Consider the following 14,175-nt stretch of genomic DNA (forward strand, 5'->3'; position numbering starts at 1 on the left):
CCGTCGTGGCTGCTCACGAGGCCGTGACACCCCGGAAGGTCGCGTACAGCCTGGCGAACGTGCGTGCGGCGGTGACCAGTTCGCGGATCGGCACGTGCTCGTCGGCGGTGTGGGCGACGGTCATCGACCCCGGCCCGTACACCACGGCGGGCATTCCCAGCCGGTTGCGGAGGAAACGGGCATCCGTGCCGAGCTTCAGCCCGCGGACCGGCGCGTCCCGCGCGGCCCGCCGGACCTCGGCGACGAACGGGTGCCCGGCGTCCAGCTCGGATCCCTCGGCGAACGCGACGACGTGCGTTTCATAGTCGAAATCGCCGGCGGCGTCGATCAACCGGGTCAGACTCGCGAGGGCCTGCTCCCGGGTGTGGCCCGGCAACACACGCCTGTCGACCCGCAACCGGCACTCGGCGGCGACGATATTGGCCGCGGTGCCACCGGCGATCGTCCCGACGTTGCAGGTGGGCGTGCCCAGGAACGGATGGGCGTCGTCGCCGAAGTCGGCGAGGTGGAGCGCGGACACGATCCGCGCCGCGTCGGCGACCGCGGAATGCCCGGCGGCCGGGTCGCTGCCGTGCGCCGCCCGGCCGCGCACCGAGATCTCCACCATCAGCGATCCCCGCTCGGCCACTCCGACCTGCAATTCGCTCGGTTCGGGGACGACGGCGGCGTCGGCGCGCACGAGCCCGGCGGCGACCAGGGCCTCGGTCCCGGCCCGGCCGCCGGTCTCCTCGTCGGCCACGAAATGGAAGACGAGGTCCGCCGGTGGCACGACGCCGGCGTCCCGGCAGGCGCGCAGCCCTTCGATCGCGGCGGCGATCCCGCCCTTCATGTCGCAGGCGCCGCGGCCGTAGAGCAGGCCGTCCCGCACCAGCCCGCCGAACGGGGGCACCGACCAGTCCGCGTCCGACACGGGGACGACGTCCACGTGGCCGTTGACCAGCAGCGTGGGGCTGCCCCCGGACCCGACGCGGGCCAGCACGGACGGGCGGCCCGTCTCGGGCTCGAAGATCTCGACGTCGGCGCCCAGTTCGCGCAGGACCGCCGAGAGCGGTTCGATCACAGGTCGTTCTCCGCCGGGCGGGTTCCGGGTGTCGCACCGGATCAGTTCCGCCGCCAGCCCGGTGACCCGGTCGGCACGGACGGCGGCCGCGGCGTTCACGCCCGCTCCCCGACGTGCACAGTGATCGCGGCGAGCGCTTCGTCGTCGAGAAAGCCGAGCGGGGCCAGCCCCTGCGCGAACCGCAGCAGGGCGGGCCGGAAGGCGACGACATCGGCGAAGAGGTCGGCGGCCTCGCGGCTCCGTCCGGCGCGGGCGAGCAGCACCGCGCGCCAGAAGTCGGCTTCGCGGTTGTCCGGCCCGATCACCTCGGCCGCCGACGCGAGGGCACCCAGGTGTTCGTCCAGCTCGTCCGGTTCGACTCCCTCGAACGCCCCGAGCGTGAGCCCACGGGTGAACATCACGCCGCCGACGGCGCCGAACGCCCGCGAACGGGGCAACAGCCTCGACAACTCGGCGAGCGGGTCGGGATGGTCGTCGACGCGCAGGTCGGTGACCACCTCGTTCCACGGTGCCGGGCCGCGCCTGCCCGACACCACCAGCAACGCGGCCGACTGCGAACCTCTCACGTCTCCCCCGGCGCCCTCCGCGGCTTGAAGACCGGCGAGGAGACGATCCGCGAGTTCCCCGCCGGCGGACTCGAAGGCGGAGAGCGCGGCCTGGCACACCTCGGGAGTGGCCAGCATGTTCCCCTGCACCGCCACTTGTCGGCCACGGGCGGAGGCGGCCTGTGGCGCACAGGACTCGCCGGTGTGCATGCCGACCGAGCCCCGCGCGTCGACGACACCCAGCTGGCGGTAACCGGAATCCGGGTCCCCGGCCACCAATAGATCCACAGTGGACGGTGCGGGCACCCCCGCCCGCAGCAGTTCCAGGCCGCGCGGCCCGAAATCGACGTTGACGAAGGCCTGGGTCGCCACCGCGCCGACCCCCGGCTCCGCCCACGGCAGCAACGTGCCGACACCGAAGAAATGGGTCTGCGCGCCGACACCGAGCTGACCGGTGGCGGGATCGCGCGCGACGATCGAGTAGGTCACGACACGCCTTCCTCGGCTCTCGCGATGTGTTTCCGGAGAAGGTCCACCACCTGGTCGGGCTCCTCGAGCATCGGCAGATGACCGGCTCCCTCCAGCTCCCTCGCGATGCCGCCGGTGGACTCGGCCAGTTCGCGCGACATCGCGGGCGGGCAGGTCGGGTCCTCGGTGCCCGCCACCGCCAGCACCGGGATCCCGGCGGCGGCGACCTTGCCCGCCAGATGCCGGATGTCGGCACCGAAGGCCCCGTAAAGGATTTCGGCGACCACTCCTTCCGGCCGGACGCCGACCGCCTCCGCCATCACCGCGCCGATCCGGCCCGAGTCCCGGTGTGCCCGCCCGACGATGCCGGGCACCAGATCGGCGAAATACCCGGCGGTTCCCTTGGTTTCGAGTTCGGTCACCATCGCGCGGATCGCGTCGGACGGCACACCGGTGCCCAGTGTCGAGCCGAAGGTGGTGATGCCGAGAACCCGTCGTGGGTGCAGCGCGGCCAGCGCGACGGAGATCGTGCCGCCGAGAGAACCGCCGGCGAGATGAACCTGGTCCAGCCCGAGACCGTCGAGAACGGCCAGCACGTCCGGGACGTAGCCCTCCTCGACGGTGAACGGGCCGGCCTGCCCGGATTCCCCGTGGCCACGCAGATCCAGCGCCACGACCGGCCGGTCGAGCCGGGCGGCGACATCCGCCCAGACCACGGCCGCGGAGTTGATGGGGTGGATGAGCACGAGCGGGGCGCCGGGCCGGTCGCCGGTGGTGCGCAGCACCGACAACCGGCCGGTCCGTCCCGCGATGCTCACGCGGTCCAGGCCCATTATTCCGTCCCGTACTTGGGCATCTGCGGATCCTGGACGCTGACGTGCATATGCCAGATCCGCCAGTCCGGCTCGCCCTTGCCGTCGTCACGGCGGAAGAACTCGGTGGTACGGAACGGGGTCGGCACCGCGCCGGACTGCCCCGGCGCCACGACGTCCGCGACCCCTTCGGCGGTGAGCAGCGCGACGTCACCGAAGATCCGGACGTCCGGCCCGACCGTGTCCTTGATCGCGGTGATGTCCAGCCCGATCTTCGCCGCGTTGACCCACAGGCGATGTTTGTCCAGCACACCGTGGTAGGTGTGGCCGTTGAGGTTGAACTGGTGGTAGCCGTCGCCTTCCGGGAAGTACGCCGTCATCCGGTCGGCGACGAGGCCCACGTTCGCCTCATACCAGCCCTGGTGCACCGCGAGGATCCGCTCGAGGTCACTGCTCATGGTGATTCCCTTTCAGTGGGTGAATTCGCCGGTCAGCTCGCCGACGGCGGCGAGGGTCTCTTCCGCTCCGTCCGCGACGACGGTCGCGATCGCGACGTTGTCCGCGCCCGCGTCGAGGTACTCCCCGATCCGCGCCCGCGCGGCGTCCTGGCCGCCCACGATGCCGAAGACGTCGAGCCAGTCGTCCGGCATCTCCGCCGCGACCACTTCGGGACCGCCACGGGAAAGCATGTCCGCCAGCACCTCGTTGGCGCCGACCGCGGCGAACAGCGGGCCGGGACCTGTCGCGGCGAGGTAGAAAGCGAGGACCGCCTTGAGCGCCTCACGTGTCGTGGCCACCTGTCCCGGGTCCCGTGTGACGTTGGCCGCGGCGAGAACGCTGATCGTGATGCGCTCGTCGCGTCCGGCCGCCAGGGCGGCGGCGTCGAGCTTGCGCCGCGCCGTCCGCACGTACTCGACCGGCGCGAGGGCGCTGACGAGCAGACCGTCGGCGAGCTTCCCCGTCAGATCGAGGCCCTTGTCGCCGAGCACCCCGGTGAACAACGGCACCGGCTCGGGGACGGGATGCGTGAGGGCGACTCCGTCGAAGGTGGCGAACCGGCCCTCGTCGTCGACCGTCTCTCCGCTCAGCAGCGCCCGGACACCGGTGAGGGTTTCGCGCAGGGCGCTCATCGGCGATCGTTGAGTCAGGCCCATCTGCGCGGTCCAGGCGGGGACGCCGTGCCCGATCCCGGGGATCAGCCTGCCGGGGTACGCGCGGGCGAGGGTGCCGATCTCCATGGCCAGCAACGCGGGATGGCGGACGACCGAGGACACGACGCCGATGCCGACCGGGATCCGCGACGTGGCACCGAGCGCGAGCGCGGCCCCCGCCACGCCACCGAGGAAGAAGTAGTCCTCCGGGAGCCACATCTCCCCGAAGCCGGCGGCTTCCGCCGCCGCGGCCTGCTTGCCGATCTGTTCCGGTGGCGTGGTGCTGCCGAGCAGCACTCCCAGCCGGCTGCGAACGGAGTGGGTCATCGACGGGCTCCTGTCGTGCGGACGGGATCAGGATGGTGCCCTCGACGTTACGAACGGGTCGGTGCCCGCTCTTCGGGCACGGCGACGAACCCTGGAGCGGGTTCCTGTGCGCGGTGCACTACACGCGCCGTTTCGACCTTCGCTACTGTCCACAAGGGACACTTTGGGTCAGGGATCCGTTCAGGGTGGTCCACTCGTGGCCTCGGCTGGGTGCCGGCGCCTTGGGCCCGCCCGGAGTACGTGAAGGTCGAGTTTCCTCGGCCGAGACGAGGGAAGGGGTCCTTCACTCGCGACCGCTGTGGCTGCTGATACTTGTGCGGCTCGGGTGACGACAGACCCCACAAGTGTCCTATGTGGACGACCGTCCGCGGATTCCGTCCAGGAGATAAGCGGTGCGGCGGTCGTAGTCTTCCCGGGCGGGCAGCTCGCCGTATTTGAGGGCGAGGGCGTTGTCGACGACGAGTGCGTGGAGATCGGCCGCGGTGAACTCAGGCCGCAGCGCACGGGCGGCCCGCGCCGCCGCGACGAGCTCTTCGTTGGCCTCGCCGCCGACCCGGCAGATCTCCATGAGCCGCCCCGAATGCGGATATGTCCGCAACAGGACGTCGTTGACGGCGGGCTGGCGGTATTGGAGGTCGCGGATCGCGGTGAGGTAGTAGGCGATCCGCTCACCGATGTCGCCGAGGGTCCGGCTGTGGTCGATGACGGCGAACAGCTCGGTCGCGACGACCTCTTCGATGACGGCGTCGATGAGGCCGATCCGCCCGCCGAACCGGTTGAAGATCGTGGCCTTGCTCACCCCCGCCGCCTTGGCGACCTCCTCCAGCGGCACCGTCAGGCCCCGCCCCTGGAAGGCGTCGATCGCGGCAGAGCGGATCTGCTCGGAATTGCGCCTGGCGTCGGCGCGCAGCCGGGATTCCGAAGGCGCCCCACCGGCCAAGGCTCTCACCGTCTCTCGTCGTCGTAAGTTGACTCCGCCGGTCAGCTTACCTACTGTCGTCGGCGGAAGAGAAACTGACCACCGTGGTCAACTTACTCGCCCACAGGAAGAGGCCGAGAGCATGATCGTTGTCACCGGCGCCACCGGCGGGCTCGGCGGCGCCACCGTCGAGCACCTCCTCAAGCGCATACCCGCCGGACGGATCGCCGTCAGCGTCCGCGACACCGCCAAGGCGCGGCACTTCGCAGACCGCGGCGTGCGCGTGCGGCAGGGGTCCTACGACGACCCGGCCGCGCTGCGCGACTCCTTCGCCGGTGCCGAGCAGGTCCTGCTGGTGTCCGGGAACGACCCGGCCGCCGACCTGGTCGGCCTGCACCGCACTGCCATCGAAGCCGCCGTCGCGGCCAGCGCCCAGCGGATCCTCTACACGAGCCAACAGGGTGCCGTCCCCGGCAACCCGTACCGGCCTTCGGACTTCCACATCGCCACCGAGGCGATCCTCGACGACTCCGGAGTCGCCTGGACCGCGCTGCGCAACGGCGCCTACGGTCCACTCGCTCAGGTTCTCGGACCGTGGCAGCGGACCGGCGAGATCGCCCAACCGGAAGACGGCCCCATCCCGTACACCGACCGCACCGACATCGCCGAAGCCACCGCGGCCATCCTCGCCGGTGACCGCTCCTTCGACGGCCCGGTCGACCTCACGGCGCCGACCGCCGTCACTTTCGACGATCTCGCCAAGATCGCCTCCGACCTCACCGGTCGCACCATCGAGCGCGTCGTCGTCGGCGACGAACAGTGGATCGCCGATCAGATCGAGGCCGGCGTCCCGGAGCAGACGGCCCGGCTCATCCTCACCTGGTACCAGGCCGCCCGCGCCAGCCACTTCGCCGAAACCGGCCCGGCACTGGCCGAACTCCTCGGCCGCGAGCCCCGCACCGTCGCCGACCGGCTCGCAGCCGACATCGCCGTCTCATGAGCCTATCCGGATCCGGCACGGGCCGTCCGGTCAGTAAAGATCGGGAACGACGAGCGTGCTTTCTTCGACCTTGACGTGCCCTGCTTCGACGAGGTCCGCAGCACGGGCGAGGAACGCGGAGAGCGACGGCGCGACCGGCTCGCCGAGGTCCGGCACGTTGGGGCGGCACACGACCTGCCCGAGGGTGCCAAGTTCGCCGGGAGCCAGGTCCAGGAAGTAGCAATCGCCCTGGAACGCGAGGAACGGCAACCAGGACTCCGACCACACCGTCCACCGGAGACACGCGGGTTGCTCGACGGGTTCGGCCATGTCGCCGACCACGTCGGTGAGCATCCGGTGCATCCCGATGATCTCGTCGACGGTCAGGAAATGATGGAAGTTGAGCGGGCCGTTCAGTTCGCCGGGATCGTCCTGGCCCGCCGACACGCTCAGGAGGTCACGCAGTTCGGCCGGGAGGACGAGCCCGGTCTCGGTGGCCAGCCGGTCGAGTTCGTGTTCGGAGGCGCCGGGCAAGAACGGTGCGGCGTCGGGCAATTCGCGCTCGATGATGCCTCGCAACCGTGCGAACTCACGGGCGGTCTGGTTCATGGCGGCCAGTATTCACCACGCACGGGCAAATCCGGATGCCCTCGATCCGGCCCGGCCAGTACTCTCCGGCGGATCACGGAATCAGGGGGTAGCCGCGTGTCCAGCCACTTCGAGGCGATCGGGATCGCCGTCGCGAGTCAGGAAGAGTTCGGGGAGCGGGTGGTTTCCCTGATCAGCGCGGGCACCGCCCGGCCTATCACCAGGAAGATCAGCGAGCACGTCTGGACCGATCCGTCCGGTGCCCGGTTGGTCGCGCAGACCCACCGCGGTGAGATCGAATTCCTGCTGCCGTGCCTGGCAGGCGCGGCGCCCGCGGTGCCCGTGGGCGACGTTCGCCTCGTCGACGACGAGACCGCGATGCTCGACCTCCTGGACGGTGTCGGCGGAGAGCTGATCTGCCCCATCGCGGTCGAACTGGAAGACCGGGCGGTCCTCGCCCACTCCGGCGGGCGGCTGGAGTCCGGCTCGCTGGTGCTGGCGGCGCTGGCCGAAGAAGTCACCGTGCACGCCGACGCCGACGCGTACTCGGCCTCGCAGGACGGTGAGCTGGAATTCGCCGCCGACCACTTCATCCCGTCCGGAACCTTCTCGCCCGAAGACGCCGCACCCGGCTGGACGCCCTCCGCCCACGCGCTGTTCGCCGGCGAGGTCGTCGAGACCGGAACTCCGGTGAACACCGTCACCGGCACGGCATTCCACCGGATCCGGGTCCGCACCATCGCGGCGATCGAACTCGACGTCGCCATCGCGGCCACCGAGCTCGAACGGCCACCCGCGCCCGGCAACATCGTGGCCGGGACCTTCTTCCTGACCGGAAGCCTGGGACTGCGGCAGGAAAACCCCGTGAAGCGGCGGAGCTGGTTCCGGCGGTAAGACCGCTACGACGACCGTTCGCGGCGATAGTGGCGAGCGGCTTTCGCCCGGTTGCCGCAGGTTTCCATGGAACACCACAGCCTGGCGCCGTTCCGCGTCGTGTCCTCGAAATACAGCGTGCACACCGGGTACGCCGAACACCGCTTGATCCGGTCCGGACGAGTGCGAAGCAGGCCCAAGTAGCCGTACGCCGCGAGCCATGCGGGCCGCCAGGCCGCGTCGTCGACCTCGATCACCTCTTCGGCGCCGCCCTCCCGCAGTTCCGGCCGTAACCGCCCGCGCGCCAGCACCTCGTTCAGCGCACGTTCGGCGGAGGCACCGGGGCTTTCGAGCACCTCGCGCAGGACGGAACGCGTGTGGCGCAACGGTTCCTCCGCCCCTGGTATATCCGGCAGACCTCGCTCGGCCAGCCAGGCGGCGACTCCCCCGGGCTCGTCGAAAACGTCACGCCGCTCACCACGATCGGGCCATGTGGTGTTCAGCAGATCGAGGGCGAGGGGCTCACCGGACAGAGGACGTTGCAGCACGAGAACCATTCTACCCTCCGTCAGCCGGTTGACAGGTTAGGTTGCCGCATGCTTGGCTCTAACCTGTCAAAAGCATTTAGACGGTTAGACCAAGGAGCACCTGCCATGTCCGAAGCCACCCGGTCCGCCGGCGAGGTTCTTCACCGCACCGCGACCATCGACGGCCGGAGCGTCTTCTACCGGGAAGCAGGCGACCCCACCGCGCCGACGGTGGTGCTGCTGCACGGTTTCCCCACGTCGTCGCGGATGTTCCACACACTGATCCCCGCGCTGGCCGATCGCTATCACGTCATCGCCCCCGACCACGTCGGCTTCGGCCACTCCGACGCCCCGCCCGTCGACCGGTTCGACTATTCGTTCGAGAACCTGACCGCGATCACCCTCGGACTCCTCGACGCGCTCGGCCTGGACCGCTTCGCCCTCTACATCCAGGATTACGGCGCGCCCATCGGTCTCCGCATCGCGAGCAGACACCCGGAGCGGGTCAGCGCGCTGCTGGTGCAATCCGGCAACGCCTACGTCGACGGTTTCACGCCGTTCTGGGACATCCTGTTCGCACACGCCAAGGACCGCGAAACCCACGAGGAAGCCGTGCGCGAACTCCTGGAGCCCGCGGCGACCCGCTGGCAGTACACCCACGGCGTCCCCGCCGACCGGCTGGACCGGCTCTCCCCGGACACCTGGACCCTCGACCAGGCCCTGCTCGACCGCCCCGGGAACAAGGAGGTGCAACTGCAGTTGTTCTGGGACTACCAGTTCAACCTCGACGTCTACCCGGCCTTCCAGGAGTACTTCCGCGAGCACCGGCCGCCGACGCTGATCACCTGGGGCGAGCACGACGAGATCTTCGGTCCCGACGGGGCCCGCGCCTTCCTCCGCGACCTGCCCGACGCCGAACTGCACCTCCTCGACGCCGGTCACTTCGCCCTCGAGACGCACGGCCCGGAGATCGCCGCCCTCATCCGGGACTTCCTCGGCCGCGTCCTGCGCTGAGAGCGGCCGCCGTATCCTCGAGGTGAGGCGGAGGTGCGGAATGACGGACGAGCAACTGCTCATCGAATTCGCGCTGACCCGCATGGACCATCCCGACCTCGACCTCGAGGAAGTGGCGACGCTGACCGTCCGGCGGCTCGGCGAGGAGCGGATGCTGGACTTCGCCGGGCTCACCCTCGCGAGCCGGGGCGAACTACGCGGAGCCGTGTTCCCCGCCGCGGTGGAACACGTGCTCCGCGTCGTCCTGACCTTGCGCGGCCCGGACGACTGAGCACCGTTCCGCCCCGGATCAGGCGATCTTGCGCCGGTAGGTGATCGTGGCGAACAAGTACGCGACGGCCAGAAGACCGGCGCACCAGGCGAGGGCCGTCCAGATATCGGTGCCGACCGGCTGGCCGGCGAGCAGGGCCCGGAGCGCGTTCACGATCGAGGTCACCGGCTGGTGTTCCGCGAAGGCTCGCACGGGGCCGGGCATGGTCGCGGTCGGCACGAACGCCGAACTGAGGAACGGCAGGAAGATGAGGGGGTAGGAGAACGCGCCCGCACCGTCCACGGATTTCGCCGAGAGCCCGGGGATCACCGCCAGCCAGGTCAGCGCCAGCGTGAACAGGAGCAGGATGCCCGCCACCGCGAGCCACGTCCCCAGCCCCGCTCCCGAACGGAAGCCCATGACGAGGGCCACCCCGATGACGATCACGAGTGAGACCAGGTTGGCGACGAGCGAGGTCAGCACGTGTGCCCACAGCACGCCCGAGCGCGCGATCGGCAGGGATTGGAAGCGCTCGAAGATCCCGCTCTTCATGTCGGTGAAGAGCCTCAGCGCGGTGTAGGCGACACCCGACGCGACCGTGATCAGCAGGATGCCGGGCAGCAGATAGTTCACATAGGAATCCGTTCCGGTATCGATCGCGCCGCCGAACACGTAGACGAACATGAGCATCATGGCGACCGGCATCATCGCGGTCGTGACGATGGTGTCCATGCTGCGCGTCACGTGCTTCACCGATCGCCCCAAAAGGACGGTGGTGTCGCCGAAGAAGTGCTTGTTCACGGTGTTCCCCCTACTTGTCCGCGCCGACGACGGCGAGGAAGACGTCCTCGAGCGACGGCTGTTTCTCGACGTATTCGACCTTGGCCGGCGGGAGCAGCCGCTTGAGCTCGGCGAGCGTGCCGTTCACGATGATCCGTCCTTTGTGGAGGATCGCGATCCGGTCGGCGAGCTGCTCGGCCTCGTCCAGATACTGCGTCGTCAGCAGCACGGTCGTACCGCGGGCGGCGAGTTCCTTCACCGCGGCCCACACCTCGATCCGCGCCTCGGGGTCGAGCCCGGTGGTCGGCTCGTCGAGGAAGATCACCGGCGGATTCCCGATGAGGCTCATGGCGATGTCCAGTCGCCTGCGCATCCCGCCCGAATACGTCGAGACCTTCCGCGCGCCCGCGCCGGTCAGCGAGAACCGCTCCAGCAGGTCGTCGGCGATCTTGCCCGGCCGCTTCAGATGTCTCAGCCGGGCGACGAGCACCAGGTTCTCGCGTCCGCTGAGGATCTCGTCGACGGCGGCGAACTGACCGGTGAGGCTGATGACCTCCCGCACGCTCGCCGGATGCGTGGTGACGTCCAGGCCGTCGACGGTCGCCGTCCCCGCGTCCGCCTTGAGCAACGTGGACAGGATCCGCACGACCGTGGTCTTACCCGCCCCGTTCGACCCGAGGAGCGCGAAGATACCGCCCCTTTCCACGTCGAAATCCACGCCCCGCAGCACATGCAGCGTCTTGTACGACTTCTCCAGGCCTCGCACCCGGATCGCCTGAGCTTGTGTCGCCATCAGGCCGTCCCCCTTTCCTACTACTCAGCATCACTGACTACCGGTACATAGTAGCGCTGACTACCGGATGCGCAAGCACCTGGGACGCCGGGCGTAGTGGTGACGTCAAGACAGGGCCGTTCGGCATGCGAAGGCCGTAAGCGGCTCTTCAGCCGGCGGACACGACCGGCTCGGCTATCGGGATGCGTACCGCACGCCGGTTCCCGGTCTCCACATTGATCAGCTGTCCCCTGGGTTTCGCCGGCGCCCTCGCCGCGGCTTTCCTCGCACGGGCGGGCGACGGCTCGCCCCAGCCGCTCGTTTCCGTGGTGCTCATGGTCGCGGTGATCGATGCCGTCGCCCTGCTCGGCACCGCACGAGCCGCCTTCGCCACCGCCGCGGTCTGCTGGATCCTGCACTCTTGGCTGATCCTGGGACATCCGTCCGGGCGCGAAGCTCTCGTGTTCGCGCTCAATGCCTTGGGCGCCACCGGTTTCGCGTTCTTGTCGCGGGACATCAGGGTGGCATCGGGTTCACCCGATTCGGTGTCAAGAACCCGTCAACGCCCACGAACCGAAGACCGGCGGAACCCCACGCTGACTGCGTGACCACGACACTCACCCGCCCCGAAAGCGGTACCGACCGCTCCGAACGCCATCGCCTTTCCGTCGTCGGCGGGCTCGCCGCGCTCTCCTTGGACGCGATGGCCTCGGTCGCCTACGGACCCGAGGCCATCGTCATCGTGCTGGCCGTCGCCGGCGGTGCGGGGCTGGGCTTCACGGTGCCGGTCACACTCGCGATCGCGGTCCTGCTGGGTGTGCTGACGCTGTCCTACCGTCAGGTGATCGCCGCGTTCCCCGATGGCGGCGGCGCCTACGGGGTCAGCCGGACCTACCTCGGGCGCCGGGCCTCGCTGGTGGCGGCGGCATCGCTGATCGTCGACTACGTGCTCAACGTCGCGGTGTCGGTGGCCGCCGGGGTCGCCGCGCTGACGTCGGCGTTTCCCGGGCTCCTGCCGTACACGCTGTGGCTGTGCCTCGGCGTGCTGGCGTTGGTCACCGGCGTGAACCTGCGCGGTATCGCCGAGAGCGCGCGGGTGTTCGTCGTGCCCACCGTGATCTACGTCGGCGCCATCCTGACCGTGATCGTCGCCGGCCTGTTCCGTTCCGGCCCGGCCGCGGCGGTCGTCGCGCCGGACCACGCTCAGAACCTGCAGACGGTCGGCATTCTGTTGCTGCTCAAGGCTTTCGCGAACGGTTGCGCGGCGCTGACCGGAGTCGAGGCGATCGCCAACGCCGTACCGTCGTTCCGCAAGCCTCGCGTACGGCGCGCGCAACACGCGGAGATCGCGCTGGGCGGCCTGCTCGGTGTCATGCTCCTCGGGATCGCCGTGCTGATCGGGAAATTCGCCATCCACCCGGTGGAGGGCGTCACCGTGCTCTCGCAGGTGACGACCGCGGCGCTGGGCGACGGCTTCGGTTTCTACCTCGTGCAGTTCTCGACCGTGGTACTGCTCGCCTTGGCCGCGAACACGTCCTTCGGCGGGCTGCCCGTGCTGGCCCAGCTGCTCGCCAAGCACAACAAACTGCCGCATGTGTTCGCCCTGCGCGCGGAACGCCAGGTGTACCGCTACGGCGTCGGTTTCCTCGCCGTCACCGCGGCCCTGCTGCTCGTCATCACCGACGGCGACATGAACACCTTGGTCCCGCTGTTCGCGATCGGGGTGTTCGTCGGGTTCACCCTCTCCCAGATCGGGATGGTCCGGCACTGGCGGCGGAACCGCCCGCCCGGCTGGCGCGGCAAGGCCACGCTCAACGGCTTCGGCGCGCTGCTCACCGGAGCCGCGGCGATCGTGGTGACGACGACCAAGTTCGGCGAAGGCGGCTGGCTGATCGTCGTCGCGCTGCCACTGCTCGTGGCGGCCATGGAATGGGTGGAACGCAGCTACCGCCGGATCGGCGAGCGGCTCGAACTCGGCCTGACGCCCGCTCCCCCGCGACCGCACCGGTCACTCGTCGTCGTCCCCGTCCACACCGTCTCCCGCCTGACCCGTGACGCCCTCGCCGCCGCACTGTCGCTCGGCGACCACGTCGAGGCGGTGCACGTGATCCACCCCGACGACGAACAGGCGGCGCGGGACTTCGTCACGGACTGGGAGAAGTGGCACCCCGAAGTGACGCTGGTCCAGCTCCACGACGAACGACGCCGCCTCGGCGAGCCGCTGGTGGAACACCTCCGCACGGTCGGCGACCGGCACGTCTTCGTGCTGATCGCCGAGGTCGAGCCCGAACATTGGTGGCAGCGGATCCTGCAGAACCAGCGCGGCGGCGTGCTCGCCCGTGCCCTGCGCCGCCGCTCGGACGCCGTCGTCTGCCGGATGCGTTTCCGGTTGACCGCCCGGTGACGCCTCGTCCGGATCAGGCGATGCGCGCGCCACCCTGCGCGGGCACCGCGTCCGTCCATTGAGGACGGCCGGTGACGACGAACGTGGTCTGTTTGGCCAGCGAGACCGCGTGATCGGCGAACCGTTCGTAGTACCGGCTCAACAAGGCCGCGTCGACCGCCTTCGTGGTGCCGTAGGCCCAGTCCTGGTAGTCGATCACGGTGAAGATCGTCCGGTGCAGGTCGTCCATGTCGTCGTCGACACTGATGAGCGTCCGCGCGAGTACCGCGTCACGGCTCTGGACAGCCTGCCCGGCCATCACCGCGAGCCACACCGCGATGCGGCCCATTTCGACGAACCGAGGCACGAGGACCTGCGGCACCACCCGGGCCGGGTACCTGCGCTCGACGGCCTCGGCGACGTGAATCGCCAGCCGTCCCATCCGGTCGAGCTCGCCGACGGCGTGGATCGCCGCCAGCACGACCCGCAGATCGGTCGCCACCGGCGACTGCAACGCCAAGATCGCGTGTGCGTGCCCCTCCGCCTCGGCCTTGGCCCGGTCCAGGGTCTCGCCGTCGGCGATGACCTCGCGCGCCAGCCCGCCGTCGGCTTCGACCAAGGCCGTTCCGGCCCGGTCCATCATGCCGGCGACCAACCGCGACGTCCGCAGCAGCCGGGCGACGAGCCGATCGAGTTGTTCGTGGTACGAGGTGCGCATGCACCCGAT

The 14,175-nt window shown here is 69.8% G+C and carries 17 protein-coding genes; 6 read left to right on the forward strand and 11 right to left on the reverse strand.

Going from position 1 to position 14,175, the window contains the following annotated elements:
• Positions 1–13: 13 nt before the first annotated feature.
• The 6 genes from MJQ72_RS21740 to MJQ72_RS21765 all read right to left on the reverse strand — a co-directional run bounded on the left by MJQ72_RS21740 (position 14) and on the right by MJQ72_RS21765 (position 5,312).
• Positions 14–1,159, reverse strand: coding sequence for a M20 family metallopeptidase (locus tag MJQ72_RS21740; protein ID WP_240601180.1), 1,146 nt, complete (start codon positions 1,157–1,159; stop codon positions 14–16).
• On the reverse strand, positions 1,156–2,094 hold the full coding sequence (locus MJQ72_RS21745; RefSeq protein ID WP_240601181.1) for a DUF1028 domain-containing protein: 939 nt from the start codon (positions 2,092–2,094) through the stop codon (positions 1,156–1,158). Before MJQ72_RS21745 ends, MJQ72_RS21740 begins: the two co-directional genes overlap by 4 nt.
• Positions 2,091–2,891 carry an alpha/beta fold hydrolase gene (locus MJQ72_RS21750; protein WP_240601182.1) on the reverse strand — a complete coding sequence of 267 codons (801 nt, stop codon included), beginning with the start codon at positions 2,889–2,891 and terminating at the stop codon, positions 2,091–2,093. The genes MJQ72_RS21745 and MJQ72_RS21750 overlap by 4 nt, the downstream gene beginning before the upstream one ends.
• 14 nt (positions 2,892–2,905) lie before the next feature.
• Positions 2,906–3,343, reverse strand: coding sequence for a nuclear transport factor 2 family protein (locus tag MJQ72_RS21755; RefSeq protein WP_240601183.1), 438 nt, complete (start codon positions 3,341–3,343; stop codon positions 2,906–2,908).
• A 12-nt stretch (positions 3,344–3,355) separates the two neighbouring features.
• Positions 3,356–4,363, reverse strand: a complete 1,008-nt coding sequence (locus MJQ72_RS21760) for an LLM class flavin-dependent oxidoreductase (protein ID WP_240601184.1) — start codon at positions 4,361–4,363, stop codon at positions 3,356–3,358.
• 349 nt (positions 4,364–4,712) lie between these two features.
• Positions 4,713–5,312, reverse strand: a complete 600-nt coding sequence (locus tag MJQ72_RS21765; RefSeq protein WP_240601185.1) for a TetR/AcrR family transcriptional regulator — start codon at positions 5,310–5,312, stop codon at positions 4,713–4,715.
• 112 nt (positions 5,313–5,424) lie between these two features.
• Between MJQ72_RS21765 and MJQ72_RS21770 the strand changes: the two genes are divergently transcribed.
• A complete protein-coding gene (locus tag MJQ72_RS21770; RefSeq protein WP_240601186.1) occupies positions 5,425–6,282 on the forward strand; it encodes an NAD(P)H-binding protein in 858 nt (285 codons plus the stop codon).
• A gap of 30 nt (positions 6,283–6,312) precedes the next feature.
• Here the strand turns inward: MJQ72_RS21770 and MJQ72_RS21775 are convergent, their stop codons facing one another.
• Positions 6,313–6,870 carry an SMI1/KNR4 family protein gene (locus MJQ72_RS21775; protein ID WP_240601187.1) on the reverse strand — a complete coding sequence of 186 codons (558 nt, stop codon included), beginning with the start codon at positions 6,868–6,870 and terminating at the stop codon, positions 6,313–6,315.
• Positions 6,871–6,966: 96 nt separating this feature from the next.
• Here MJQ72_RS21775 and MJQ72_RS21780 point away from each other — a divergent pair, with 96 nt between their 5' ends.
• The gene (locus MJQ72_RS21780; protein ID WP_240601188.1) at positions 6,967–7,743 is read left to right on the forward strand and encodes a hypothetical protein; all 777 of its coding nucleotides are present in this window, start codon (positions 6,967–6,969) and stop codon (positions 7,741–7,743) included.
• A gap of 5 nt (positions 7,744–7,748) precedes the next feature.
• Here the strand turns inward: MJQ72_RS21780 and MJQ72_RS21785 are convergent, their stop codons facing one another.
• Positions 7,749–8,279 carry a CGNR zinc finger domain-containing protein gene (locus tag MJQ72_RS21785; RefSeq protein WP_240601189.1) on the reverse strand — a complete coding sequence of 177 codons (531 nt, stop codon included), beginning with the start codon at positions 8,277–8,279 and terminating at the stop codon, positions 7,749–7,751.
• Between the two features lie 96 nt (positions 8,280–8,375).
• Between MJQ72_RS21785 and MJQ72_RS21790 the strand changes: the two genes are divergently transcribed.
• Both MJQ72_RS21790 and MJQ72_RS21795 read left to right on the forward strand, forming a co-directional pair.
• The gene (locus MJQ72_RS21790) at positions 8,376–9,263 is read left to right on the forward strand and encodes an alpha/beta fold hydrolase (RefSeq protein WP_240601190.1); all 888 of its coding nucleotides are present in this window, start codon (positions 8,376–8,378) and stop codon (positions 9,261–9,263) included.
• A 40-nt stretch (positions 9,264–9,303) separates the two neighbouring features.
• Positions 9,304–9,534: a hypothetical protein gene (locus tag MJQ72_RS21795; protein WP_240601191.1), complete on the forward strand. Its 231-nt coding sequence runs from the start codon at positions 9,304–9,306 to the stop codon at positions 9,532–9,534.
• A gap of 18 nt (positions 9,535–9,552) precedes the next feature.
• Here MJQ72_RS21795 and MJQ72_RS21800 read toward each other — a convergent pair whose 3' ends face one another.
• Entirely contained in the window at positions 9,553–10,314 is a 762-nt protein-coding gene (locus tag MJQ72_RS21800; protein WP_315860892.1) for an ABC transporter permease, read from the reverse strand.
• Positions 10,315–10,324: 10 nt separating this feature from the next.
• Complete coding sequence (locus MJQ72_RS21805) at positions 10,325–11,086, reverse strand: ABC transporter ATP-binding protein (RefSeq protein WP_240601192.1); 762 nt, start codon at positions 11,084–11,086, stop codon at positions 10,325–10,327.
• A 182-nt stretch (positions 11,087–11,268) separates the two neighbouring features.
• Between MJQ72_RS21805 and MJQ72_RS21810 the strand changes: the two genes are divergently transcribed.
• Positions 11,269–11,673, forward strand: coding sequence for a hypothetical protein (locus tag MJQ72_RS21810; RefSeq protein ID WP_240601193.1), 405 nt, complete (start codon positions 11,269–11,271; stop codon positions 11,671–11,673).
• The gene (locus MJQ72_RS21815; RefSeq protein ID WP_240601194.1) at positions 11,670–13,469 is read left to right on the forward strand and encodes an APC family permease; all 1,800 of its coding nucleotides are present in this window, start codon (positions 11,670–11,672) and stop codon (positions 13,467–13,469) included. Before MJQ72_RS21810 ends, MJQ72_RS21815 begins: the two co-directional genes overlap by 4 nt.
• 13 nt (positions 13,470–13,482) lie before the next feature.
• On the opposite strand, the gene phoU is transcribed toward MJQ72_RS21815, so the two are convergent.
• On the reverse strand, positions 13,483–14,166 hold the full coding sequence (gene phoU / locus MJQ72_RS21820; RefSeq protein WP_240601195.1) for a phosphate signaling complex protein PhoU: 684 nt from the start codon (positions 14,164–14,166) through the stop codon (positions 13,483–13,485).
• Positions 14,167–14,175 lie beyond the last annotated feature (9 nt).

Source organism: Amycolatopsis sp. EV170708-02-1, from assembly GCF_022479115.1.
GTDB lineage: Bacteria > Actinomycetota > Actinomycetes > Mycobacteriales > Pseudonocardiaceae > Amycolatopsis.

Coding starts and splice junctions, on each gene's coding strand:
- MJQ72_RS21810 (WP_240601193.1), top strand. CDS start 11,269: ATGCGTACCGCACGCCGGTTCCCGGTCTCCACATTGATCAGCTGTCCC.
- MJQ72_RS21775 (WP_240601187.1), bottom strand. CDS start 6,870: ATGAACCAGACCGCCCGTGAGTTCGCACGGTTGCGAGGCATCATCGAG.
- MJQ72_RS21795 (WP_240601191.1), top strand. CDS start 9,304: ATGACGGACGAGCAACTGCTCATCGAATTCGCGCTGACCCGCATGGAC.
- MJQ72_RS21790 (WP_240601190.1), top strand. CDS start 8,376: ATGTCCGAAGCCACCCGGTCCGCCGGCGAGGTTCTTCACCGCACCGCG.
- MJQ72_RS21805 (WP_240601192.1), bottom strand. CDS start 11,086: ATGGCGACACAAGCTCAGGCGATCCGGGTGCGAGGCCTGGAGAAGTCG.
- phoU (WP_240601195.1), bottom strand. CDS start 14,166: ATGCGCACCTCGTACCACGAACAACTCGATCGGCTCGTCGCCCGGCTG.
- MJQ72_RS21760 (WP_240601184.1), bottom strand. CDS start 4,363: ATGACCCACTCCGTTCGCAGCCGGCTGGGAGTGCTGCTCGGCAGCACC.
- MJQ72_RS21785 (WP_240601189.1), bottom strand. CDS start 8,279: ATGGTTCTCGTGCTGCAACGTCCTCTGTCCGGTGAGCCCCTCGCCCTC.
- MJQ72_RS21770 (WP_240601186.1), top strand. CDS start 5,425: ATGATCGTTGTCACCGGCGCCACCGGCGGGCTCGGCGGCGCCACCGTC.
- MJQ72_RS21755 (WP_240601183.1), bottom strand. CDS start 3,343: ATGAGCAGTGACCTCGAGCGGATCCTCGCGGTGCACCAGGGCTGGTAT.